Source organism: Rathayibacter sp. AY1B6 (genome assembly GCF_002932755.1).
Lineage (GTDB): Bacteria > Actinomycetota > Actinomycetes > Actinomycetales > Microbacteriaceae > Rathayibacter.
The window spans coordinates 84,048-108,006 of sequence record NZ_PSWL01000008.1 but is presented as its reverse complement, the minus strand read 5'-3'; the positions used below and the strand labels follow the sequence as shown (position 1 = coordinate 108,006).

Sequence of the window (23,959 nt, the reverse complement as noted above, 5' to 3'; positions counted from 1 at the left end):
AGCAGGACGATCCCCTCGCCCTGCTCGGCCGCCGCTTCACCCACGGCGACGAGGACGTCCGTCAGGTCCAGCCTGAGATCCCGATGATCGGCCAGTCCTTCTGCCGGCGGTACGTCCCATCCGATGGACAACACGCCGTCCGCTCCGACAGACATACCAGTTTAGGAGTTTTAGGGCACTTTATTCAGATCGAATAAAGCGCAGTAAAGCCATCAAACCGCGCCGGTCACGCGCGCCAGGCGGCCAGCTCCTCCGGGGTCGCCAGGACGCGGTGGGTCGGCGAGAGCTCGTGGACGCTCCCGGCCGAGTAGTCGATCCCGAGCGCGACCGGGTCGTACGGCTCGGAGGGGGCGCGGCGGCGCATCGCGCGCGGGTCCGCCGAGAGCACGGCGCGCAGCAGCGAGCGGGTGTACGGGTGCACGGGTCCGGAGAAGATCTCGGCGGTCGTGCCCGTCTCGACCAGGTGGCCCTTGTGCATGACGCCGATGCGGTCCGAGATGTACTTCACCATCGCGAGGTCGTGGGCGATGAAGAGGTACGCGGTGCCGAGCTCCTCCTGGAGTGCGCGCATCAGGTTCACGACCTGCGCCTGGATCGAGACGTCGAGCGCCGAGACGCACTCGTCCGCGATCACGAGGTCGGGCTGCATCACGAGTGCGCGCGCGATGCCGATGCGCTGCCGCTGTCCGCCCGAGAACTGGTGCGGGTAGCGGTCGGCGTGGGAGCGGTCGAGGCCGACCTTCTCGAGGATCGCGTAGACCTTCTCGTCGCGCTCGGCGGCGGAGGAGTACCGGCGCTGGGTCGTGAGTCCCTGCGCGACGATGTCGAAGACGGTCTTGCGCGGGTTGAGGCTCGACATCGGGTTCTGGAAGATCATCTGGATGCTGGAGCGCAGGTGGTCGCGCTGGGCGGCGTCGAGCCGGCCGCTGATCGTGCGGCCCGCGAGCACCACCTGGCCGTCGGTCGGGTCGATCAGCCGGATGATCGATCGGCCGATCGTGGACTTGCCGCTGCCCGACTCCCCGACCAGCCCGAAGGTCTCGCCGCGCCGGATCTCGAAGTCGACGCCGCCGATCGCGGTCACGTGGTGGCGCCGCCCCAGCCGGAACACCTGGGTGAGGCCGCGCACCGAGAGCAGGGCGGGCGCGGGGTCGGGCGTCGGAGCGAGTGCGGTCACGGGGTCGGTCCTTCACTGGGGGCGAGCATGGCGTCGATCTTGGCGCGCAGCGGCGCCGGCATCTCGACCGGGGGAGCGGAGGGGTGGCAGAGCCACGAGGCGACCCGGTGCCCGCCGCCGACGTCGAACAGCGGCGGCTCCTCGACGAAGTCGATCTCGAGCGCGAACGGGTTCCTCGGAGCGAAGGGGTCGCCCGGCGCGCGGTTCACCAGGCTCGCCGGGCTGCCGGGGATGGCGAACAGCTCGGGGGAGTCGGTGGTCAGGTCCGGCATCGCCGAGAGCAGGCCCCAGGTGTAGGGGTGCCGCGGGTCGTAGAAGACCTCCTCGGCGGTGCCCTGCTCGATGATCCGCCCGGCGTACATCACGCTGACGTGGTCGGCGACGGTCGCGACGACGCCGAGGTCGTGGGTGATGAAGATCACCGAGAGGCCGCGGTCCGCCTGCAGGCGCTTCAGCAGCTCGAGGATCCGCAGCTGGATCGTCACGTCGAGCGCGGTGGTCGGCTCGTCGCAGATCAGCACGTCCGGGTTGCACGACAGCGCGATGGCGATGTTCACCCGCTGGCACATTCCTCCGGAGAGCTGGTGGGGGTACTGCTTGAACCGCCGCTCCGGATCGTCGATGCCGACCTCGCCGAGGAGCTCCACGGCTCGGGCGCGCGCCTCGCGGCGGCCGAGCCCGAAGTGCTCCTGGATCCCCTCCATCACCTGCTTGCCGACCGACATCGTCGGGTCGAGGCAGGTCAGGGCGTCCTGGAACACCATCGCGATGCGGCGCCCGCAGATCTCGCGGCGGATCGCCGACTCGGGCATCGCCGCGATGTCCTTCGTGGTCACCGTGCCGTCGTCGCTCCGGTGCGAGAACTCGATGCTGCCCGCGGTGATCCGCTGGTTGCGGGCCATCAGGCCGAGGATCGCGCGAGCCGTGACCGACTTGCCGCTGCCGGACTCGCCGACGATCGCGACCACCTCGCCCTCGTGCAGGTCGAAGCCCAGTCCGCGGATCGCCTCGACGCTGCCGCCCTCGTTGTCGAACGAGATCGCCAGATCGCGCACCGACAGGAGCACTCTGCCGCGCGCCGGCCCGGCCGTGTCCTGACGGGTCGTGCCCGTGCTGCTCTCAGTCATGTCAGTGGCCTCTCGAGTGGGACAGTCGCGGATCGGTGGCCTCTTTCAGCCCGTCGGCGACGAGCGTGAACGCCACCATGAGCAGGCCCAGCACGACCACGGGGACGATCACGAGGAACGGATAGGAGAGGAACGACTTGTAGCCGACGCTGACGAGCGAGCCGAGCGAGGCCATCGGCGCCTGGACGCCCAGGCCCACGAACGACAGGTACGACTCGGTGAAGATCGCCGACGGGATCGAGAACATGCTCATCGTCACGATCGGGCCGATGATGTTCGGGAGGATCTCGACGAACACGATCCGGCTGTCCCGCGCTCCGAGGGTGCGCGAGGCGAGCACGTACTCCTCCGTCTTCTGGCGCAGCGCCTGCGCGCGGCTGACGCGGCTCATCGCGAGCCAGTTGCTCAGCAGCAGGCCGAAGACGATCGCGCCGATGCCCGGCCCGACGGCGACCACGAAGAGCGTCACGATCACCAGCTGCGGGATGCCGGAGAGCACCTCGACCACGCGCTGCATCGCCGAGTCGGTGCGACCGCCGAAGTAGCCCGAGACGAGGCCGTAGGTCATGCCGATGACCACGTCGATCGCGAAGGCGATCACGGCGATCAGGAGCGAGACGCGCGTGCCGCTCCAGACCCGCGACCACACGTCGCGGCCCAGCTCGTCGGTGCCGAAGAGGAAGTAGGTGCCGGGCGGCAGTCCCGCCGCGGCGTACGCGTCCTGGCCGTCGCGGGTGCCGTCGAGGATCCCGAGGCCCTCGAGCAGCGGCACGCGCGGCGGGAGGAAGCGCGAGCCGACGTCCGCTCCTCCTCCGGCCGCGGGGAAGAAGGGGACCACCAGGCTCAGCACGACGATGACCACCAGCAGCACCAGGCCGACCATCGCGGGCCAGTTGCCGCGGAAGCGCCGGGCGATGTCGCGGCCGCCGCCGCGGATGATGCGGGTCGAGGTGGTCGGCGGGCCGGCGGGCCGGTTGCCCGGCGAGACCAGGCGCAGGCCCTCGGGCGGGACGCCGGCGTCGAGGCCGGCCGTGGGGGAGACGCGGTCGCTCATGCTGCCTGTCCTGCCAGTCGGATGCGGGGGTCGATCAGTCCGTAGAGCACGTCGACGAGCAGCATCACGAGGATGTAGATGATGCTGTAGACGAGGCTGATCGCGATGACGATGTTGTAGTCGACGTTCTGGATCGCCGTGAGCAGCAGCTGGCCCAGGCCCGGCGCTCCGAAGATCTGCTCGATGACGACGGACCCGGTGATCAGGCCGATCAGCAGCGGCGAGAGCACCGTGATGATCGAGACCAGGGTGTTGCGCAGCGCGTGCCGCCCGATCACCTTCGAGGGGCCGATGCCCTTCGCCTTCGCCAGGAGGATGTAGTCGCTCTCGAGGCAGTCGAGCATCTCGGAGCGGGCGTAGCGGGCGGTCACCGCCATCACGTAGGCGGCGAGCGAGATCGTCGGCAGCACGCTCGAGGTGAAGGGGTCCGACTCGGAGTACCGGATCGGCAGCAGCTTCCACTCGAAGCCGACGAAGTAGACCAGCAGCAGCGCGATCACGAACGAGGGGACGCTGAAGGCGATCACCGAGACGAACGTCGAGAGATTGTCGAACCAGCCGCGCGGGCGGATCGCCGAGACGATGCCGATCAGCAGGCCCAGCACCACGCCGAGGACGAGGGCCTGGAGTCCGATGCGGATGGTGACGGGCAGGCGGCTGCCGAGCATCTCCGAGACGGGGAAGTCCGGGATGAGGTTGTACGAGATGCCGAAGTCGCCGCGGGCGAGGTTCACCAGGTAGGTGCCCAGCCGCAGGAGCACCGGCTCGTCGAGCCCGTACTTCTGGGTGAGCAGCTCCTTCTGCACCGCGTCGAGCTTCTCGCTGTTGAAGGGCGAGCCCGGGAGCAGCTGCAGCAGCGCGAACATCACGATCGCGATCGCGACGATCGTGAAGACCGAGGTGAGCAGCCGGGTGGCGACGTACTTCGTCACCGGCTCGACCCCTCGGCGATCTCGGTGCGAGCGCCGTCCTCGGGGATGCCGGCCCAGGAGCGGGCGTGGAACTGGGTCAGCCCCACGCGCACCAGGGCGCGGCGGGCGAGGGAGTCGATGATCTCCTCCACCGAGGCCGGCCGCGTGTAGAACGCGGGGACCGGCGGCGCGATGATGCCGCCCGAGCGGGCCACCGCGTCCATCGCGGCGAGGTGCCCGCGGTGCAGCGGCGACTCCCGCACCATCAGGAGGGTCGGGACGCCCTCCTTGAGGCAGACGTCGGCCGCCCGGGTGATCAGGTTGTCGGCGAGCCCGTAGGCGATGCCGCTGAGGGTCTTGATCGTGCAGGGCGCGATCACCATCGCTGTGGCGGGCGTGGACCCCGACGCGATGGAGGCGCCGATGTGCGCGGGCCGATGAGCCGTGTCGGCGAGCGCCTCCACCTGCTTCTGGGTGAGGCCGCACTCCTGGTCGAGCGTCATCGCGCCCGCCTTCGAGACGATGACGTCGCTGCGCAGCCCCGGATCCATCCGCAGCAGCTCGAGGATGCGGACCCCGATGCCGACTCCGGAGGCGCCGGTGATCGCGACGATCACGCGGCCGGGGGGCTCCTGGCGGGTGCGGTTCATGAGAGGCCTTCCTTGTCGAGGGTGAGCACGGACTGCGCGAGCGCGTGCACGCCCACCGCGATGTCCGTGATCCCGGTGTACTCCTCCGGGCAGTGGCTGCGGCCGTCCTGCGAGGGGATGAAGATCATGCCGATGGGTCCCAGTCTCGCCATCTGCACCCCGTCGTGCCCGGCTCCGCTGTAGAGGCGGGCGGCGGGGTGGCCGAGGCGCTCGATGGAGCGGCCGATGCCGTCCGCGAGGCGGGGGTCGATGGCCGTCGGGCGCTCCCAGGGCAGCCAGGTCACCTCGTGGCCGAGGCCCCGCGCCGCCGCCTCGGAGGCCGCGGCCTCGGCGATCTGCTCGCGGGCCAGGGTGAACCAGCAGGGGTCGGGGCTGCGGAACTCCGCGGTGACCAGGGCGCTCTCGGTGACGACGCTGGTCGCCTCCGGGGTGAAGGTGACGGAGCCGACGGTGCCGACCGCCTCCGCGGCCCGGGAGGCGATGCGCTCGACCGCGAGGACCACGCCGGCCGCGGCGCAGCCGGCGTCGTGCCGCAGCGCCATCGGCATGGTGCCCGCGTGGTCGCGGCGGCCCGAGAAGAGGGTGCGGAACCGCGAGATCCCCGCGATCGAGGTGACGACTCCGAGCGGCAGCCCCTCGCGCTCGAGGACCGGCCCCTGCTCGATGTGCAGCTCGAGGAAGCCGAGCACCTCGTCGGGGCTCCAGCGGGTGCCCGAGAGCGGATCGGACCAGCCGGCGGCCTCGAGCGCGGCGCCGAGGGTGCGCCCGGTGTCGTCGGTCGCCGAGAGGTGCTCGCCCGTGAGCGAGCCGGCGAGCGCGCGGCTGCCCAGGCAGGAGAGCTCGAAGCGGTTGGCCTCCTCGTTGTAGAAGTCGACGACGCGCAGGTCGTGGTGGAGCCGGATCCCCGACTCCTGCAGCAGGCGCGCCACCTCGATCGCGCCCAGCACGCCGACGATGCCGTCGTAGCGCCCGCCGCCGTCCACCGTGTCGGTGTGCGAGCCGATCACGATCGCGCGGCGGGCGGCCCCCGTGCCGGCGAGGGTGCCGATCACATTGCCGATCCCGTCGATCCGGACCTCGAGGCCCGCGGAGCGCATCCGCTCGGCGACCCAGTGGCGCGAGTCGGTGTCGACCTCGGTCATCGCCACGCGGCTCCAGCCGGGGCGCGAGGAGTCGACGAGGCCGGCGATCTCGTCGAGGTCGAGGGCAAGCCGGTCCGTGTCGGGGAAGCGCACGTCCGGGGTCATCGGAGGTCCTTCCCGTCGTCGGCCAGAGAGCCGTGCACGACGATCGCGGGGCGGAGGGTCAGCCCGTCGGCGACGAGGGCGTCGCGCACGCGGCGGAGGACGTCGCCGGGCGGGACGGCCAGCTCGGCGCCGAGGGCGCGGTCGCCCTCCTTGCGGGTCGCGTCCATCCCGACCTTCGTCACGGTGCCGCCGACCTGCATCGGCACGTTGCGGTCGGTGGCGACCCCGTCGACCAGCATCAGGTCGCGGTCCCACCGCATCCGGCTCGTCCGGGCCCAGTGCACGTGCTCCGGGTCCCAGGCGTCCACGTCGGAGTCGACGACGGTGACCTGCTTGACCATGCTGACGGCCGCGAACGCGCCGAACATCACGCGCTTGGCGGTGCCCGGACGGCCGTTCGCGATCGCGACCACCACGTCGACGCGACCGCCGCCGGAGTGCGTGACCGCCACGTCGACGATGTCGCAGCCGACGTTCCGCAGCGCGTGCCGGATGCCGGCGGCGATGGGCAGCGCCGCGATGTAGCTGTGCTCGGAGGAGAGGCCGGGCAGGATCACCTGGACCTCGGGGGACTCGCGGCGGGTCACGGCGGTGACCTCGAGGGTGATCCCGTCGCCGTAGTCCTCGTACATGCCGTGGTACTCGTTCACGAGGCCCTCGTGCACCGGCCGGTCGGCGTGCAGGATCCCCTCGATCACGATCTCGGCGTCGGCGGGGACGAGCACGTCGCTGGTCGTCGCCCGCGCGACCCGCACCTCCTCGCCGAGCAGGTGGGCGGCGTGCTCCAGCTCGTCGTCGCCGAGGGCGAGGTAGCAGCAGGCGGCGAGCTGCACGGCCGGGTGCGCTCCGAGGACCACGGCGACGGGGAGCCCGCCGACGGCCGCGGCCGAGCGCGAGAGCGCGGTGAGGTGGTGGTTCGGCGCGATCCCGACGAAGCCGGTGGTCGCGTCGAGCGGCTTGATCCGCGCGTAGGAGGCGTTGCGGTGCCCGGTCACCGGGTCGAACGCCACGATGAGCCCGGCGGTGAGGTAGCCGCCGGAGTCCTTGTCGAACCAGACCGGAGCGACGACCTCCTCCCACACGGAGGCGGCGGGCAGGCGCACGGCCTGCACCGGGGCGTCCTCGACCACGCGCACCGGGGTGCGGTCGGCGACCGCGGCGGTGAGCCGGTCGAGCAGCTCGTCGACCCGGCAGCCGACGGCGCGGGCGATCCGCTCGCGGCTGGAGAGCACGTTGCCGACGACCGGGTGGGCCGAGCCGGCGACGGAGGTCAGGCGCACGGCCGGCCCGCGGTCCAGGAGCGCGAGCACGCTCGACAGCTCGAAGCGGGCGTCGACGGTGCGCTCGACGGTGACGAGCTCGTCGGCCGGCAGCGCGTCGACGTAGGCGCGGAGGGACTGCTCGCCCATCAGGCGGCCCTCGCGACGAAGCGGCCGTCGCCCGGCCGGCCGAGCAGGCCCGCCTCCCGGCTGAAGACGGGGGTCCCGCGGACCACGGTGGTCTCGAGGCGCCCGGGGAAGGACATGCCCGCGTAGGGGCTCCAGGTCGCGGTCGAGAGCATCGGCGTCTCGTCGATCACGGTCGTGCCGGACGGGTCGACCACGGCGAAGTCCGCGTCCAGGCCCGCCTCGATCGCGCCCTTGCGGTGGCCGAGGCCGAACGCGCGGGCGGGGTTCGTCGCGAGGACCTCGGCGGCGCGCAGCAGCGAGAGGCGGCCGCCGAGGTAGCCGGCGCCGATCACGATCGGCAGCAGGGTCTGCACGCCGGGCGCTCCGGAGGCGTTGTCGAAGATCACGTCGGCGCTCTTCTTCGCCAGCGGCCACGGCGCGTGGTCGGAGGTCACCAGGCCGATCCGGCCGTCGGCGAGCGCCTCCCACATCCCGCGCGCGTGCTCGGCGGTGCGCAGCGGCGGATTGATCTTGCCGAGGGCGCCGAGGCGCTCCATGTCGTCCTCGCTGAGGACGAGGTAGTGCGGGCAGGTCTCCAGCGTCGCGTCGAGCCCGCGGTCGGCGCTCGCCGTCACGAGCTCGACGGTGCCGGGGAGGCTCGCGTGGAAGATGTGGAAGGGAACACCGGCCGCCGAGGCGAGCTCGAGTCCGAGCGCGACCGAGGAGGTCTCGGACACGGGCGGGCGGCTGCGGACGTGGTCGAGGGGGGCGGTGCGGCCGGCGGCCCTCGCCGCCGCGACGAGCGCGCCGATGATCTCGCCGTCCTCCGCGTGCACGCCGACGCGGACGCCTCGCTCGGCCATGATCGCGAAGGCCTCGAGCAGCTGGTCGGAGGGGATGCGGGGGAAGCGGATCGGATCGGTCTCGAACAGCGAGACCTTGAATCCGCAGACGCCCTCGTCGATCATCCCGGCCACGTCCCGCGCGCCGTCCCCGGGGCGGACCGTGCCGTGCAGGGCGACGTCGACGACGGCCTCGCGCTCGAGGCGCTCGCGCTTGGCGACGACGGCGGCGGCCGTGTTCACCGGGCTGCCCGCGTCGTAGGGCATGTCGAGGATCGTGGTCACCCCGCCCGCCGCGGCGGCCGCGGTCGCGCCGGTGAACGTCTCGGCCGGCTCCGAGAAGGCGTGGACGTGCGCGTCGACCGCGCCGGGCAGGACGAGCATCCCCGCGCCGCCGATCACGACCGAGGCCTCCGCGAGGGCGCGCGCCGCCTCGCGTCCGCGGAGCACGGCGGCGATGCGGCCGTCCTCGACGACCACCGCCCCGTCCTCGATCACGGCGCCCGGCGTGACGACGCGGCCGTGGACGACCGTCCCGCCCGCGGTCACCGCACGGCTCCGATGCGCGCCTCGACGGCGGTGAGGACGGTGCCGAGCACGACCATCGCCTGCGCGTTGATCATCTGCTCCGACTGATAGATGTCCTCGCGGGTCATCGGGACGATCGAGCGGACCGCCTCGTAGGCGGCCGTGCTGCCCTCGCCGAGCGCCCGGTCCTCCAGGTGCGGCGACGCGAGGTCGATGCCCTGGGTGGCGAGGATGAACTCCACTCCGAGGATCACCTGCGTGTTGTGGATGATGCTGCGCGCCTTCCGCGAGGAGAAGGTGCACATCGAGACGTGGTCCTCCTGGTTCGCCTTCGTCGGGATCGAGTCGACGACGGAGGGGAAGCAGAGCACCTTGTTCTCGGAGGCGATGGCCGCCGCCGCGCAGTGCACGATCGAGAAGCCCGTGTTGAGGCCGAGCTGGCCTCCGACGAGGTTGAGCGGCAGTCCGTAGCTGAGGTTGGGGTCGGTGAGACGGAACGAGCGGCGCTCGGAGATGGCCCCGATCTCGGCCACCGCGATCGAGATGAGGTCGGCCGCGACGCCGATCGGCTCGCCGTGGAAGTTGCCGCCGGAGAGCACGTCGTAGCCGCCCTCGCCGTTCGGGAGCACCAGCGGGTTGTCGGTCGCGGCGTTGGCCTCGCGCACCAGCAGGGTCTGCGCGAACAGGAGCGACTCGCGGGTCGTGCCGTGCACCTGCGGCGCGCAGCGGAGCGAGTAGGCGTCCTGCACGCGCGGCTTGTAGACGCCGCCGACGCGCTGCTCGTCCGGGAGGCGGAGGCGGCGCGCCTCCTCGACGGTGCGCTCGCTGCCCGCGGTGAGGGCGCGGACGTTCGCGGCGACGTCGACCTGGCCGGGGGCGTTCCGCGCGAGGTGGATGCGCTCGTCGAACGCGTCGAGCTCGCCGCGGATCGCCTCGAGCGAGAGCGAGAGGGCCACGTCCGCCTGGCGGGTGAGGCTCCACGCGTCGTGCAGGGCGAGGCAGGCGGTGGCGAGCGAGATGGTCGAGCCGTTGATCAGGGCGAGGACGTCCTTGGGCTTGAGCTCGAACTCGGTGGCGAGCCCGGCGGCCTCGAGGGCCTCGACGGCGGGCATCCGCACGCCGCGGTGGTAGGCCTCGGCCTTCTCGTGGCCGACCATCACGCTGACCATGTGCGCGAGGGGGGCGAGGTCGCCCGAGGCGCCGACCGAGCCCTGGCCCGGGATGACCGGCAGGACGTCGGCGTTGAGCATCGCGATCAGGCGGTCGATGCACTCGATCCGCACGCCCGACATGCCCTTGGCGATCGCGTTGGTGCGCAGCAGCAGGAGCGCGCGGGTCTCGTCCAGGGGGAGCGGCTCGCCGACTCCGGCCGAGTGGGAGTTGATCACCAGGCGCTGGAAGCGGGCCTGGTCCTCGGCGGGGACGCGGACGTCCATCAGCCGGCCGAGCCCGGTGTTGATGCCGTAGATGGCGGGGGCGTCGGGGGCGAGGAAGTGCTCGTCGACGTAGGCCCGGGCCTCGTTCGTGACCCGGCGGGCCTCGTCGCTGAGGACGACCTCGGGGAAGGTGCCGTCCGAGAGCCCGCGGGCGACGAGGGCGATGTCCTCGATCGTGAGCGTGAAGCCGTCGATCTCGACGAAGTCGGGCTGAGAGGAGCCGATCGTGGCGGTTCCGCTCGTCTGTGCCAGTTCAGTCATGGGAGTGAGTCTCTTTCGTTGATCCGGCTTCGGAGCCTCGGTCGTTCGGTGGTAGTGGCTCAAGTCTGCATAGAACGCGGATCAGCAGCAAGTCAGCCGAACAGAAGTGCTGAAGCGCGGCTGCTGCCGAAGCGGATTCGGCGGCGTGCGGCGATGGGGGCTGCCGGCCGAACGATGTTCGGCGCCGCGCCCCGCGCGCCCCGCGCACGACGGAGGGCCGCCCGCCGCGCTCGAGGCGCGGGCGGACGGCCCTCCTGCGGTGCGGTCGCGCTCAGCCGGCCGGGGCCGTGTGCACGGTCCGCGGGTCGTTGAACGACTGGACGCGGCCCGAGAACTCCGACTCGAGGTCGAGCAGCTCCTGTGCGGCGAAGAACGCCATGCCGCTGTGACCGGGGTACTCCTCCGGCATCAGCTCGTTCGAGTACGTGTTGCCCATCTCGGCGAGGTTCGCCCGGCCGGCCTCGATCATCCCGGCCATGGCCGCCTTCATCGTGAAGTGCATCGTGACCAGCTGGAAGCCCAGCTCCGCCAGCTGCGCGAACGACATCTGCTCGAGGCCGCGCTTGGCGTTGATGTCGGCGAACATCTTCAGCCCCGGCACCCGTCGGGCCACCTCGGCGGCGTCCGCGAGGGTCGTGACGTTGACCACGACCGTCGCGTGCGCTCCGAGGGCGACGCAGTCGATCATCCGCTGGATGCCCTCCTCCAGGTTCGCGCTGCCGTAGTTGCTGCGCGCGATCACCATGCAGTCGGTGCCCTCGACGGCGCGGACGGCGGCCCGCACCTTCGCGTAGTACTCCTCGCGGGGGATCATGTTGTCGGCCGAGACGTCCCGGGCGTAGCCGGGCTCGAACTCGTCCTCCATCAGCACCGCCATCGCGCCGGCCTTGGCCACCCGCCTGCAGGTCTCGTAGACCTGCAGGGGGCTGGCGCCGAAGCCGTCCTCGATGTCGACCGCGAGCGGCAGCGGCGACATGTCGACGATCCGCTCCACCGCCCAGAGGAGCTCCTCCAGCGAGAGCAGCCCGAGGTCGGGGATGCCCTTCATCGACATCGACACCTCCGATCCGCTCAGCAGCATCGCCTCGAAGCCGGCCAGCTCGACCGCGCGGGCGGAGGAGCAGTCGAAGACGCAGGGGGCCAGGACGCTCCCGGACTCCATCAGCTCGCGCAGGGTCCTCGTCGCGGTCATCGTGCCGTCTCCTCTCGGGGGGTGGTCCGCATCAGTCGTCCTTCGTGACGAGGCGGTAGTTCCAGGTCAGGCTCACGTTGCGGACCTCCATGCCCTGCACGGCCGGGTTGATCAGCATCGCGATGCCGTTCTGCACGGTCGGGATCACCGCCACGTCGCCCATCAGGATGTCCTCCGCGTCGTGCAGGCTCTGCCAGCGCGCCTCCGGCTGGGAGAGCATGTCGGCGGTGCGGGCCGCGGCGATGATCGAGTCGTACTCCGGGTTCGCGTAGCCGCCGAAGTCGCGGGCGGAGGTGGAGGACAGCAGCTCCAGGAACGCCATCGGGTCCTTGTAGTCGGGGCCCCAGCGGAAGAGGTAGAGGTCGAAGTCGCCGGCCGTGGCCTGCTCGTTCGCCGTCGCCTTGGGCTGGCTGGTGAGCTCGATGCTCAGGCCGGGCAGGTTGGCCTCCCACTGCGAGGCGACGTACTCGGCCTGCGCGATCGAGGCCTCGTCGTCCCAGTACGAGAGCTTCAGGCTCACGGAGTCGGTGCCCAGGGTGGCGAGGCCCTTCGTCCAGGCGGCCTGCGCCGCGTCGAGGTCGTAGGCGAGGTAGCTGCCGCCGGTGTCGCGGAACTGCTTCCCGTCGGGTCCGACCGCCAGGTTCTGCCCGACGAAGTAGTCGGCCGGCTGGGCGCCGTTCTTCAGCACCTCGTCGGCGAGCGCCTCCTTGTCGAAGGAGGTGGCCAGCGCGGTGCGGATGTCCTCGTTCGCGAGCGCCGGGTTCTGGAGGTTGGGGTAGAAGTACCACATGTGCACCTCGAGCGCCGTGGTCAGCTCGGGGGAGTCGGTGTAGCGGTCGATCAGGCTGCCGGAGATCTCGGTGAAGTCGAGGTCGCCGCTCTCCTGGAGGAGCGCCGCGGTCTGCGAGTCCTTCACGACCTGCCACTTGATCGCGTCCAGGTCGATCCCGGAGGCGTTCCAGTAGTCGGCGTTCTTGGCGACCGAGAAGTTGTTGGCGAAGTCCCACGAGTCCCAGACGAAGGGCCCGTTGTAGATCGTCGTCTCGGGGGTCTGACCGTAGGTGTCGCCCACGCTCTCGAGGTAGGCCTGGTTCACCGGGAGGAACGCGGGCCGCACCAGCAGCGCCTGGAAGTAGGGCACGTCGGCGGCGAGCTGCACCTGCAGGGTCTTGTCGTCGAGCGCCGTGACGCCGAGCTGGGTGTAGTCCATCCCCTCGTTGACGATCTCGTTGGCGTTCTTGATGCCGGCGGCGACCGCCTCGTTGCTGTTCGGAGCCGCGGTGGCCGGGTTCACCAGGCGCTTCCACGAGTACTCGAAGTCCTGCGCGGTGACCGGCGTCCCGTTGCTCCACGACGCGTCGCGGATCGTGAACGTGTAGGTCAGGCCGTCGTCGGACTTCTCGACGCTCTCCGCCATCAGCGGGTCGATCTGGCCGTCGGCGTCGAGCGTGTAGAGGCCGTCGAAGACGGCGGTGAGCACCTCGTTCGACATGCCGTCGTTCACCTTGTGCGGATCGACGGCCTGCAGGGGGAGCAGCTTGCCGACCGTGAGGACGTGGGAGGACGTGCCGGCCTGGCTCGACGACGTCGAGTCGGTGCCGCAGGCGGACAGCAGGCCGACGGCCGCGGTCATCGCGACCGCCGCCATCAGGAGCTTCGGGAGCCGTTTCATGGGAGGAGGTACCCCTTCGTGTGTGGTGCATCGGGAGACTCGGGGGAGTCGGGAGGGTGCGGCGTCATCGAGGGGACTGGCGCATGCGTTCGGTGATCTCGCAGAAAGTCTGCACGGTGATGCCTCCTGAGGCAAATGGTCTGTATCCTGTACAGCGATTCCCACTCTGGCCGCACAGAAGCGGCTCACGCCCTCGAAAGGTGTCTCCCTTGCCGAACATAATTAGGCCGGTCCGGCTCGACGAGGTCGACCGCGCGATCATCAACGTCCTGGTGCAGGACGGGCGCATCCCGAACAAGGAGCTGGCCGACCGGATCGGCCTCGCACCCTCCTCCTCGCTGGCCCGGGTGCGGGCGCTGATCGAGAGCGGAGTCATCTCGGGCTTCCACGCCGAGGTCGACGCGCGCCTGCTCGGCAAGGGCATCCGCGCGATCCTCCGCGTGCAGCTGCGCGAGCACTCGCGGGCCGAGAACGCCCGCTTCGCCGAGGCGATGTCGAAGCTGCCCCAGGTGGTGAACCTGTGGCTGGTCGCGGGCGAGGACGACTACCTGATCGAGGTGGTCGCCGCGAGCCCCGACGAGCTGAGCGACTTCGTGCTCGACTGCGTCACCTCCGATCCGGTGGTCGCCGACACCTACACGACCCTGGTGTTCTCCCGCTGGCGCGGCGTCGGGCCGATCCCCACCGACGACGACGCGTGAGCGCCGAGCGCCTCCGCCGGCTCCTCGAGGGCGAGGTGCTGCTCGACACGCACAACGACCTGCTCTGCGGGCTGCGGCGCTACGAGGGGTACCGCGTCGAGGGCTTCGACCGGCTCCGCCCGGAGTTCCACACCGACCTGCCGCGGCTGCGTGCGGGGGGAGTCTCGGCGCAGGTCTGGTCGGTCTTCGTCTCGGCCCTGCAGAGCGAGGGCGACGCGGTCGCCGCGACGCTGGAGCAGATCGACGCCGCGTACCGGTTCGCCGCCGCCCACCCGCGCGACCTCCGGATCGTGACCACGGTGCGGGAGGCGGAGCAGGCGATCGCCTCCGGTCGGATCGCCTCGTTCCTCGGGATCGAGGGCGGCCACTCCGTCGCCTCCTCCCTCGGCGTGCTCCGGATGCTCGCCCGGCTGGGCGTCCGGACGATGACGCTCACGCACAACAGCTCGCTCGACTGGGCGGAGGCCGCCACCGGCACCCCGGTCGAGGGCGGGCTGACGGCGGACGGGGTGGCCGTCGTCCGCGAGCTGAACAGGCTCGGCGTCGTCGTCGACCTCTCGCACACCTCCGAGCGCACCCAGCTCGCCGCGCTCGCCGCCGCCTCCGCTCCCGTCCTCTACTCCCACTCCGGAGTCGCGGACGTCGCCGCGCACCCGCGCAACGTCTCCGCCCGCGCTCTCGCGGCGCTCGCCGCGAACGGAGGAGTGTTGCAGATCGCCTTCGTCGCTCAGTTCGTCTCGCGCGCCTTCGCCGACTGGTCGGCCGAGGCCGACGCCGCCCGCGCCGAGCTCGGGATCACCACCTCGATGCCCTGGCCCCGCGCCCCCCGCCCCTCCGAGGCGCCCGAGGACGCCGCCCGGGCGAACCGGGCCGCGTTCCCGGTGGCCGAGCCCGCCGCGCTCGCCGCCTTCGAGCAGTGGCGCCTCGCGCATCCGGCGCCGCTGGTCACCGTCGCGCAGGTCGCCGACCACGTCGACGCCGCCCGACAGGCGGTCGGGTCGCGGCACGTCGGCCTCGGCAGCGACTTCGACGGCGTCGCCGACCTGCCCGAGGGGCTCGGCGACGTCTCGGGCTACCCGCGCCTGCTCGCCGAGCTGGCCGACCGCGGCTGGAGCGACGCCGAGCTGCTCGACCTGGCCGGACGCAACACCCTGCGCGTGCTCCGCGCGGCGGAGGAGGCCGCCGAGGCCCCGGAGGACGCGCGCGCCTGAGCGCCTGCGAGGGCCGGATCCCGCCTCCTGGACCCGCGACCCAGGGAACGCTGGCAGGATGTACGGGACGGCCGGTGCGCGAGAGCGCGCCGCACGGACGGCACCGCCCGCTGAGAGCGGCCCCGCCCGGACCCGTCCCGCACACCTCCACCCGCTCCCGACAGCGCTCACAGCGCCGGAGCGACACATCACCGCGGCCCGACCGGGCGCGCGGTCGGACCCTGCGCCGCGCGCCCGCGTCCAGCCACTCCCTCCCGGAAGAACCGCATGAGAAACGCCAGAACCGCCAAGCCCGCCCGCCACCACCTCGAGCTCCCCAAGCCCAAGCCCCTCGAGAAGGGCGCCATGCGGATCACCCCGCTCGGCGGCCTCGGCGAGATCGGCCGCAACATGACCGTCTTCGAGCACAAGGGCAAGCTGCTCATCGTCGACTGCGGCGTCCTCTTCCCGGAGGAGAACCAGCCCGGCATCGACGTGATCCTCCCCGACTTCGCCGCGATCCGCTCGCGCCTGAAGGACATCGAGGCCATCGTCCTCACCCACGGCCACGAGGACCACATCGGCGGTGTGCCCTACCTCCTCAAGGAGCGCGGCGACATCCCGATCATCGCCTCGACCTTCACCCTCGCGCTGATCAGCGCGAAGCTGCAGGAGCACCGCATCACCCCGCGCACGCGCCCGGTGAAGGAGGGCGACCGGATCGACGCCGGCGTCTTCGACCTCGAGTTCCTCGCCGTGAACCACTCCATCCCGGACGGGCTCGCCGTCGCGATCCGCACCGAGGCCGGCCTCGTGCTGCACACGGGCGACTTCAAGATGGACCAGTTCCCGCTCGACGGGCGCACCACCGACCTCCCCGGCTTCGCGCGCCTCGGCGACGAGGGCGTCGACCTGTTCCTGGTCGACTCCACCAACGCCGACGTCCCCGGCTTCGCGATCTCGGAGGGCGACCTCGCCCCCGCGATCGACCAGGTGTTCCGCACCGCGCCGCGCCGCATCGTCGTGTCCAGCTTCGCGAGCCACGTGCACCGCATCCAGCAGGTCCTCGACGCCGCGCAGCGCCACGGCCGCAAGGTCGCCTTCGTCGGCCGCTCGATGGTCCGCAACATGGGCATCGCCGCCGACCTGGGCTACCTCAAGATCCCGGCCGGCCTCGTCGTCGACATGAAGGTGCTCGAGAAGCTCCCCGCGACCGAGATCGTGATGATCTGCACCGGTTCGCAGGGCGAGCCGATGGCGGCGCTCTCGCGCATGGCCAACAAGGACCACATCATCGACATCGGCCCCGGCGACACCGTGCTGCTGGCCAGCTCGCTGATCCCCGGCAACGAGAACGCGATCTACCGGATCATCAACGCCTTCACCCGCTGGGGCGCCACCGTCGTGCACAAGGGCAACGCCAAGGTGCACGTCTCGGGTCACGCCAGCGCGGGCGAGCTCGCCTACTGCTACAACATCCTCCGCCCCACCGCGGTGCTCCCCGTGCACGGCGAGTGGCGCCACCTCACTGCGAACGCGGCGATCGCGACCCGCACCGGGATCGACGAGAAGGACGTCTTCGTCATCGAGGACGGCGTCTCGATCGACCTGGTGAAGGGCCGCTCGCGCATCAGCGGGCGCATCCCGGCCGACCAGATCCTGGTCGACGGCACCACGATGGGCGTCGCCACCGAGGACGCGATGAACGACCGCATCGTCCTCGCCGAGGAGGGGGCCATCACGGTCCTCGCCATCGCCGACCTCGACCGCGGCACCCTCGGCGAGCCGGTCGAGTTCTTCACCCGCGGTTTCGTCGAGGAGCCGGGCTGGAAGGCCAACGCGAGCAAGGCGATCGACGACGCGGTCCTGCAGGCCGCGGGCAAGCCGGTCGAGCTCGAGGCCATGGAGGCGCTGATCACGCGCACCCTCGGCCGCTGGCTGACCCGCCGCCACCGCCGCAACCCGGTCATCACCACGATCGTCGTCGAGGAGTAGGCGCCTTCCACGCCGGCCTCCGCCTCCGCTACCCCCTGCCCCGCGAGGCGCGGGCGGAGCAGAGTGGGAGGGTCGGCAGGTCGCCGACGTGAAGGGAGAGCGCCATGAGCACCGACCGCACCACGGGTGAGGACACCGAGAAGACCGAGGACCTCCCCGACGGCACCGGGACGGACACCTCCTCCGGTGGCGGCGACACCGACACCGTCTCCGGCGGAGAGCCGGACGAGCCCACCGAGTAGGGCCGTGAACGACGAAGGGCGGGACCGCGAGGTCCCGCCCTTCGTCGTTCCGCCGATCAGATCAGCGGACCGTCGCTCTCGCTCGAGCGGCGGGTGACCTGCTCGCCGCTGGCCGGGTCGACGGCCGAGCGCGTGGTCGAGACGGCCTGACGGCGGCGTGTCAGCAGGACCAGCCCGAGGATCAGGCCGACCGCTCCGGCCGCCATGAGGATGTAGCCGACCAGCTTCAGGTCGATCCCGGACACCTGCACGTCCACCGCGAAGGCGAGGACCGCGCCGACGACGAGGAGGAAGATCCCTGCTCCGATGCTCATTGCGTGCTCCTTCTGACTGCCGCCGGAGCGCGCGCGGGAAGCGCGCAGGGGCACCGGCGATCGCCTCACCGTAGACCCGGGGTCCGGCGGCCCCCAGGCCTTCCAGCGGGAGCCTCCGGGGGTGTAGGGCCGCGCGGGGTCAGCGGTCGGAGACGCGGAGCATCACGCGGGTGCGGTCGGCGCGGGTCACCAGGCCCTCGATCAGGAGGAAGACGCGGTACTCGAGCCGGTACTTCGCCAGGAACACGCGGCCCAGGCGCTCGACCTCGCCGGGGTCGGCGTCGATCTCCGCGGCGGCCTCGACCGGCACCGCGTAGTCCGAGATGCGGCCGCGGCGGTCGCACGGGACGAGAGTCACCCGCGCGTCGTTGCGGAGGCGCTTCACCTTGCCGCTGCGGCGGGGAGTGGTGACGATCAGCTCGTCGCCGTCGCGGGCGATCCAGACCGGGGTCGAGACGGCGTCCCCGGACTTGCGGAACGTGGTGAGCGAGACGAAGCGCTCGTCGGCGAGAGCGGTGAGGTCCGGGGAGAGGGGCATGACCGAAGTAGAGCGGCCGCGAGCGGTCACCGCAAGCCTCCCTGCCACCTCGATCCGCCCCCGTAGGGTGGAGTGATGACCGACGCGACGCCTCTGATCGGCCCGACCGAGGCGCCCGAGCTGCACGTGATGACCTACAACATCCGCCGCCGGATGCCGCGCCTCACCTCCCGTGCCGTCGACCAGTGGGACCGCCGCCGCCCGCTCGTCCAGCGGGTGCTGGAGCAGGAGCGCCCCTCGATCCTCGCCGTGCAGGAGGCGCTGCCGGACCAGTCGGCCGCCGTGCACGAGGCGCTGGGCTCCTCCTTCGAGGCGATGGGCTTCGGCCGGGACGCGGACCGCGGCGGCGAGCGCGTGATGCTCTTCGTCGACCGCAGCCGCTACGCCGTCCGGCACTGGACCCAGATCGCCCTGTCGGACACCCCGGACGTCGCCGGCTCGCGCAGCTGGGGCAACCGCATCCCCCGCACGGCCGTGATCGCGGAGCTGACCGATCACGCGACCAGCCGCGAGCTCACCGTGATCTCGACCCACTTCGACCACATCTCGCGGCGCTCGCGCCAGCGCTCCGCCGAGCTGATCGCTCGCCGCGTCCTCGAGCTCGGACGCCCCGCGATCGTGATGGGCGACACCAACACCGACGTCGACACCGTCCCCTACCGGACGATCCTCGACGAGGGCAGCCTCGTGGACGCGTGGGAGACGGCGGAGGAGCACCTCACCCACTCCTGGAGCACCTTCTCGAACTACCGCCCGCCCGCGCCGGGCAAGCGGATCGACTGGCTGCTCGTCAGCGCGGGCGCGTTCGAGGTCGTCTCCGCGGGGATCAACGCCGTCCGCTACGGGGGAGCGGCGCCCTCCGACCACGAGCCGGTCCAGGCCGTGCTGCGCTTCACGAACCCGTGAGCGGCACCGCCCTCGTCGAGACCTTCCTCGAGCCCCCGCGCACACGCGGGGAGTGGACGGCCGACGGCATCCGCGCGATCGGGGCGGCGAGCATCGTGGCGGCCGCGATCGGCTGGGACCTGGTCGACGTGGCGGTGCTCGCGCTCGCGGCGATCGGGCTGGTGCTGCCGCGCTTCCTCGGCATCCGGCCGGCGCTCGACGCCCTCTTCGGGCTCGCGCTGCTCGTGGCGTCCTGGAGCAGCGTCCTCGGCCTCTACGAGGCCTGGCCGCAGTGGGACCTGGTCGTGCACTGCGTGCTCAACGGGTTGATCGCCGCGGTGGCCTACATCGTCGCCGCGCGGGCCGGAGTGGTGCCGGCCGTCGCGGGCGATCGCGGGCCGCTGCTCCCGGCGGTCGTGCTCTGCGCCTGCTTCGGCACGACCGCGGGCGTGCTGTGGGAGTGGGGCGAGTGGGCGGGGCACCGCTTCATCGACTCCTCGATCTTCGTCGGCTACGAGGACACGCTCGGCGATCTCGCCGCGGGTGCGCTGGGCTCGATCCTCGCCGGCGCGCTGATGCGCTTCTGGTCCGCGAAGTCCCGGGTGGTCGGACCGGGCGCCTCGCGCGGCGTCGGAGGTGCGGCGTAGCCTGTCCCGCATGTGCGGCCGCTTCGCGATGGACTCCGAGACCGATGAGCTGATCCGCGAGTTCGTCGCCGCGGGCGGGCGCGCCGAGGACTGGGCGCCCGACTACAGCGTCGCTCCCACCGACATCGCGCCGATCGTGCGCGAGCGGCTCCACGAGGGAGAGCGGGAGCGCGAGCTGGAGCTCGCGTCCTGGGGCTTCACCCCGTCCTGGTCGAAGGGCAAGGGGCCCTCGCCGATCAACGCGCGCCTCGAGACGGTCGCGACGAACGGCCTGTTCCGCGGAGCGTTCGCCAAGCAGCGCGCGATCGTCCCGATGCGCGGGTACTACGAGTGGGAGACCCGCGCCGACGGCAAGCAGCCCTGGTTCCTGCAGGGCGAGGAGCCGATCCTCGCCGCGGCCGGCCTCTACACGGCGCGCAAGGAGGGCGACGACTGGCGCGTCTCCTTCACGGTCATCACCCGCGAGGCGCGCGACGCCTCCGGCGAGGTGCACGACCGGATGCCGGTGTTCCTCACCCCCGACGTGCGCGACGCCTGGCTCGACCCTGCGCCGCTCGCCTCCGCCGAGGAGATGCTCGCCACCCTCGACCGGGCGTCCGTCGCGATGGCCTCGACCGTCACGGCCCACCCGGTCGACCGCCGCGTCAACAACTCCCGCACCGTCGACCGCCGCGACCCGGGCCTGCTGACGCCGCTGGCCTGACAGGCCCGGGCTGATCCGCGCCACGGCCGGCGCCTCCCTCCCTCGCCCGCGCCGTCCGGGTGAGAACGCGGGAGGGGCGGAGCCGCGGCCCCGCCCCTCCCGGGCGTCCTACTTCGTGCCGGCGTGACCCGGGAACGGCTTGCCGTTCAGCGAGACCTCGTCGGGGTCGACCTCGACGTCGCCCACGTCGTCCGGGCCGCCCGTGCCGGGCACGGCCTTCACCTCGGCCGAGCCGGAGACCTCGGTGCGGCTCTCCGCCGGGTCCGAGTCCTGCTTGGCCTCGGTCTCGCGCTCGCTGCCGGGCGACTCCGAGATGTCCTTCTCGATGGTCTCGCTCTCGGAGGAGGTGGCGGGCGCCGCCCCGTCCGGCTTGCCGATGGTCGAGCCCTGGTCGTCCTGCTCCGTGCGGTCCTGGTCCATGTCGTCGCCTTTCGTCGGGACCTCCGACGCTACGTCGGGGCGTCCGCGGGGGCACCCGCTTGACAGCCCGGCCGAGGGAGGGCGGCGTGCAGGGTCGACGTACTACCCTGGGTCGACGGTCGCACCGGGGGGCGCGGCACACCCGCCGCCGACCGCGAGGAGGACCCGTGGCATCCCACCGGACAGGCGACACCCGCATCGTCGGGACGACGGTCGACGGCCGGTACACGATCGAGGAGCTCATCGGCCGAGGCGGCATGGCCACGGTCTACCGGGCGCGCGACGGCGTCCTCGGCCGCTCCGTCGCGCTGAAGATGTTCGCCCCCGGCATCGACGACGCGCAGGACCTGCAGCGCAAGGCGTCCGAGATCCGGCTGCTCGCGGCCCTCAACCACCCCGCCCTCGTCACCCTCTACGACGCGCACGACGGCGGCGACGACACCAACGGCCAGGCCTACATGGTGATGGAGCTCGCCGAGGGCCCGAGCCTGTCCGAGCGGCTCGCGCAGGGCCCGGTCGCGCCGAACGACGTCGCCTCGATGGCGGGCGACCTCGGCGAGGCGCTGCACACGGTCCACGCGGCCGGAGTCGTGCACCGCGACGTGAAGCCGTCGAACGTCCTGCTCGTCCCGAGCCCGCTGACCAGCCGCGAGTTCCGCCCGAAGCTGGCCGACTTCGGCATCGCCTCCCTCATCGACGCGACGCGGATCACCGCCCCCGGCACCCTCATCGGCACCGCCGCCTACCTCAGCCCCGAGCAGGCGCACGGCGATCCGGTCACCTCGGCGAGCGACATCTACTCCCTCGGCCTGGTGCTCCTGGAGTCGCTGACCGGCCGCCGCCCGTTCACGGGCTCGGCGATCGAGGTGACGCTCGCCCGCCTGCTCCGCGATCCCGAGGTCTCGGAGTCGCTCGGCAGCGGCTGGACCTCGCTCCTGACCGCGATGACGCGGCGCGAGCCCGATGAGCGCCCCGCCGCGCTGCAGGTGGCGGAGTCGGCGCGCCGCCTGATCGATCCGCGGCGCGACTCCCCGCCTGCGGCCATCGTCGTCCCCGACGTCCCCGCCACCCGCGTGATGTCGACGGAGCCCCTCCCCGAGACCGAGCAGATCACGCGGACGGAGGCTCTCGACCCGACCCGCCGGCTCGCGGCCGACCCGGCCACGGAGGCGATCGCTCCGACGCAGCGCTTCACGGCGACCGAGCGGATCGCTCCGGCCCCGCAGACCGCTCAGGCGCCGCAGGCCGCTCCGGCGCCGCGCACGGCCCCGCTCCGCTCCGCGTCCGCGGCTCCGCAGCGCCGCGGCCCGAGCCCGTGGCTCATCGTGCTGGTGCTCGCGCTGGTCGCGGTCGCCGTCGGGCTCGCGATCATCCTGATCGACGGTCCCCAGTCTCCTCTGCCGCAGGTGGACGGCGAGCTGGGCGACCACCTGCGTCAGCTGCGCGAGAGCATCCGCTCGTGAGGGGCCTCCGACTGCGCGCCGCCGGCGCCGTGCTCGCCTCGGTCCTGCTGCTGAGCGGCTGCTCCTCCGCGCCGCAGGGCATCGACGACGGCACCGCCCGGACCCTCGACGACGCGGTGGTGGCCGTCGCCGAGAAGGCCTCGGCCGACGACTACCAGGGCGCCCTCACCGAGCTCGCCGCACTGCAGTCGGCGCTCGACGCCGCGCTCGCCGAGGGCTCGGTCAGCTCCGACCGCGCGGCGACGGTGCAGACGCAGGTCGACGTCGTCCGCGGCGACCTCGAGTCCCTGATCGCGGGAGCCCCGGAGCCGACGCCCGCCGAGACGACGGCGCCGGCTCCCGAAGAGACGACCCCGGTCGAGGAGGAGCCGGAGGACACTCCCGCTCCCGTCGAGACCGAGGACGACCCCGCGCCCTCGCCCGAGGAGTCGGAGCCGGAGGAGACGCCGACCGAGCCGGAGGAGCCCGCGGAGGAGACCCCGGCCGCTCCCGGCGACGACGCTCCGGGCGGCAGCGGCGACGCTCCGGGGAACGGCGGCGACGCACCGGGCAACAGCGGGAACGCTCCCGGCAACGGCAACGGCAACGGCAACGGCAACGGCAACGGCAACGCGGGCGGCAACGGCAACGGCAACGCGGGCGGCAACGGCAACGGTCCCGGCGCTCGCGGCGCAGCGACCGGAGTCGGCGCGCCCGCGGGCAGCGGTGCCGCGCCCGGGGCCGCGAAGGGCCCCGGCGGCCGCTAGAGCGCTACTCCTGCGTCGAGAGCACGACGAACGCGGCGTCGAGCTCGACGTCCACGTCGGTGCCGTCCTCGCGGGTGACCTCCACCTCGAAGACGTGGTCGGCGTCGTCGCTGCGCTCTGCCTCGGTGACCGTCCCCGAGCCGACTGCGCCCAGCGCGGCCTCGCTCGCACGGGCGAGGTCGTCGCCGGTGAGGTCGTCCGGATCCACGGCGGCCGCGGTGGGGTCGCCGCCGCCGGCCGGGGCGACGGCGTCGCCGGAGCCCGCCTCGAGAGCGCGGTCGTCGGGGTCGACGGACACGACGGCGAAGGAGTCGTCGAGGCGCACCTCGTACTCGAGGCCGTCGCGGCCGGTCAGGTCCAGCTCGTAGCCGGTGGCGCCGTCGTCGTCGCGCTCGGCCGAGGTGACGGTCCCGCCACCGATCTCGGCGAGGGCTGCCTCGCTCGCGCGGTCCAGGTCGCTGCCGGTGAGGGAGTCGGATCCCTCGAAGCCGTCGGTCGCGGCGTAGGCGATGCCCGTCCCGGCTCCGATCAGCACGACCGCTCCGGCGATCCCGGCGATGATCTTCGTCTTCTTCTGCACGACGGCTCCGTCCCGGCGCCGCTCGTCGACGCCTCCAGCACTCTCGCGGT

24 protein-coding genes are annotated in these 23,959 nt (G+C 72.2%); 9 read left to right on the top strand and 15 right to left on the bottom strand.

Annotated elements, in window-relative coordinates; translation table 11 throughout:
- Nucleotides 1-226 precede the first annotated feature (226 nt).
- From C5D08_RS06185 to C5D08_RS06135, 11 genes are all read right to left on the bottom strand, one after another.
- Entirely contained in the window at nt 227-1,177 is a 951-nt protein-coding gene (locus C5D08_RS06185) for an ABC transporter ATP-binding protein (protein WP_219815156.1), read from the bottom strand.
- Complete coding sequence (locus C5D08_RS06180; RefSeq protein WP_104276280.1) at nt 1,174-2,304, bottom strand: ABC transporter ATP-binding protein; 1,131 nt, start codon at nt 2,302-2,304, stop codon at nt 1,174-1,176. Before C5D08_RS06180 ends, C5D08_RS06185 begins: the two co-directional genes overlap by 4 nt.
- Nucleotide 2,305: 1 nt before the next feature.
- Nucleotides 2,306-3,358, bottom strand: a complete 1,053-nt coding sequence (locus tag C5D08_RS06175) for an ABC transporter permease (RefSeq protein WP_104238807.1) — start codon at nt 3,356-3,358, stop codon at nt 2,306-2,308.
- Complete coding sequence (locus C5D08_RS06170; protein ID WP_104276279.1) at nt 3,355-4,290, bottom strand: ABC transporter permease; 936 nt, start codon at nt 4,288-4,290, stop codon at nt 3,355-3,357. Before C5D08_RS06170 ends, C5D08_RS06175 begins: the two co-directional genes overlap by 4 nt.
- The gene (locus C5D08_RS06165) at nt 4,287-4,919 is read right to left on the bottom strand and encodes a UbiX family flavin prenyltransferase (protein ID WP_104276278.1); all 633 of its coding nucleotides are present in this window, start codon (nt 4,917-4,919) and stop codon (nt 4,287-4,289) included. Before C5D08_RS06165 ends, C5D08_RS06170 begins: the two co-directional genes overlap by 4 nt.
- Nucleotides 4,916-6,166: a M20 family metallo-hydrolase gene (locus C5D08_RS06160; protein ID WP_104276277.1), complete on the bottom strand. Its 1,251-nt coding sequence runs from the start codon at nt 6,164-6,166 to the stop codon at nt 4,916-4,918. The genes C5D08_RS06165 and C5D08_RS06160 overlap by 4 nt, the downstream gene beginning before the upstream one ends.
- A complete protein-coding gene (locus C5D08_RS06155) occupies nt 6,163-7,575 on the bottom strand; it encodes a UbiD family decarboxylase (protein ID WP_104276276.1) in 1,413 nt (470 codons plus the stop codon). Before C5D08_RS06155 ends, C5D08_RS06160 begins: the two co-directional genes overlap by 4 nt.
- Entirely contained in the window at nt 7,575-8,945 is a 1,371-nt protein-coding gene (locus C5D08_RS06150) for a dihydroorotase family protein (protein ID WP_104276275.1), read from the bottom strand. Before C5D08_RS06150 ends, C5D08_RS06155 begins: the two co-directional genes overlap by 1 nt.
- On the bottom strand, nt 8,942-10,621 hold the full coding sequence (gene hutH / locus C5D08_RS06145) for a histidine ammonia-lyase (protein ID WP_104276274.1): 1,680 nt from the start codon (nt 10,619-10,621) through the stop codon (nt 8,942-8,944). The genes C5D08_RS06150 and hutH overlap by 4 nt, the downstream gene beginning before the upstream one ends.
- A gap of 271 nt (nt 10,622-10,892) precedes the next feature.
- Nucleotides 10,893-11,813, bottom strand: coding sequence for an oxaloacetate decarboxylase (locus C5D08_RS06140; RefSeq protein WP_104276273.1), 921 nt, complete (start codon nt 11,811-11,813; stop codon nt 10,893-10,895).
- Nucleotides 11,814-11,844: 31 nt separating this feature from the next.
- Nucleotides 11,845-13,485: a peptide ABC transporter substrate-binding protein gene (locus C5D08_RS06135; RefSeq protein WP_104276272.1), complete on the bottom strand. Its 1,641-nt coding sequence runs from the start codon at nt 13,483-13,485 to the stop codon at nt 11,845-11,847.
- Nucleotides 13,486-13,694: 209 nt separating this feature from the next.
- Between C5D08_RS06135 and C5D08_RS06130 the strand changes: the two genes are divergently transcribed.
- From C5D08_RS06130 to C5D08_RS16930, 4 genes are all read left to right on the top strand, one after another.
- Nucleotides 13,695-14,186 carry an Lrp/AsnC family transcriptional regulator gene (locus tag C5D08_RS06130; RefSeq protein ID WP_208543320.1) on the top strand — a complete coding sequence of 164 codons (492 nt, stop codon included), beginning with the start codon at nt 13,695-13,697 and terminating at the stop codon, nt 14,184-14,186.
- Nucleotides 14,183-15,397, top strand: coding sequence for a dipeptidase (locus C5D08_RS06125; protein ID WP_104276271.1), 1,215 nt, complete (start codon nt 14,183-14,185; stop codon nt 15,395-15,397). Before C5D08_RS06130 ends, C5D08_RS06125 begins: the two co-directional genes overlap by 4 nt.
- A gap of 267 nt (nt 15,398-15,664) precedes the next feature.
- On the top strand, nt 15,665-17,371 hold the full coding sequence (locus C5D08_RS06120; RefSeq protein WP_104222925.1) for a ribonuclease J: 1,707 nt from the start codon (nt 15,665-15,667) through the stop codon (nt 17,369-17,371).
- A 104-nt stretch (nt 17,372-17,475) separates the two neighbouring features.
- Nucleotides 17,476-17,613: a hypothetical protein gene (locus C5D08_RS16930; protein WP_181110003.1), complete on the top strand. Its 138-nt coding sequence runs from the start codon at nt 17,476-17,478 to the stop codon at nt 17,611-17,613.
- A 56-nt stretch (nt 17,614-17,669) separates the two neighbouring features.
- Here C5D08_RS16930 and C5D08_RS06115 read toward each other — a convergent pair whose 3' ends face one another.
- Nucleotides 17,670-17,927 (bottom strand): DUF6458 family protein, encoded by a 258-nt coding sequence (locus tag C5D08_RS06115; protein ID WP_104222924.1) that lies wholly within the window; start codon nt 17,925-17,927, stop codon nt 17,670-17,672.
- Nucleotides 17,928-18,066: 139 nt separating this feature from the next.
- Entirely contained in the window at nt 18,067-18,465 is a 399-nt protein-coding gene (locus C5D08_RS06110; protein ID WP_104276270.1) for a PPOX class F420-dependent oxidoreductase, read from the bottom strand.
- Nucleotides 18,466-18,540: 75 nt separating this feature from the next.
- Between C5D08_RS06110 and C5D08_RS06105 the strand changes: the two genes are divergently transcribed.
- The 3 genes from C5D08_RS06105 to C5D08_RS06095 are packed head-to-tail and all read left to right on the top strand — an operon-like array spanning nt 18,541 to nt 20,700.
- Nucleotides 18,541-19,371: an endonuclease/exonuclease/phosphatase family protein gene (locus C5D08_RS06105; protein ID WP_104276269.1), complete on the top strand. Its 831-nt coding sequence runs from the start codon at nt 18,541-18,543 to the stop codon at nt 19,369-19,371.
- Entirely contained in the window at nt 19,368-19,997 is a 630-nt protein-coding gene (locus C5D08_RS06100) for a hypothetical protein (RefSeq protein WP_104276268.1), read from the top strand. Before C5D08_RS06105 ends, C5D08_RS06100 begins: the two co-directional genes overlap by 4 nt.
- A gap of 10 nt (nt 19,998-20,007) precedes the next feature.
- The gene (locus C5D08_RS06095) at nt 20,008-20,700 is read left to right on the top strand and encodes an SOS response-associated peptidase (protein WP_104276267.1); all 693 of its coding nucleotides are present in this window, start codon (nt 20,008-20,010) and stop codon (nt 20,698-20,700) included.
- A gap of 108 nt (nt 20,701-20,808) precedes the next feature.
- Here C5D08_RS06095 and C5D08_RS06090 read toward each other — a convergent pair whose 3' ends face one another.
- Nucleotides 20,809-21,120, bottom strand: a complete 312-nt coding sequence (locus C5D08_RS06090; RefSeq protein WP_104222919.1) for a hypothetical protein — start codon at nt 21,118-21,120, stop codon at nt 20,809-20,811.
- A 167-nt stretch (nt 21,121-21,287) separates the two neighbouring features.
- On the opposite strand from C5D08_RS06090, the gene C5D08_RS06085 reads away from it, so the two are divergent.
- Nucleotides 21,288-22,583: a serine/threonine-protein kinase gene (locus C5D08_RS06085; protein WP_104276266.1), complete on the top strand. Its 1,296-nt coding sequence runs from the start codon at nt 21,288-21,290 to the stop codon at nt 22,581-22,583.
- Entirely contained in the window at nt 22,580-23,329 is a 750-nt protein-coding gene (locus tag C5D08_RS06080; protein ID WP_104276265.1) for a hypothetical protein, read from the top strand. The genes C5D08_RS06085 and C5D08_RS06080 overlap by 4 nt, the downstream gene beginning before the upstream one ends.
- Before the next feature lie 4 nt (nt 23,330-23,333).
- On the opposite strand, the gene C5D08_RS06075 is transcribed toward C5D08_RS06080, so the two are convergent.
- Nucleotides 23,334-23,909, bottom strand: coding sequence for a PepSY domain-containing protein (locus C5D08_RS06075; protein WP_104276264.1), 576 nt, complete (start codon nt 23,907-23,909; stop codon nt 23,334-23,336).
- Nucleotides 23,910-23,959: the final 50 nt, after the last annotated feature.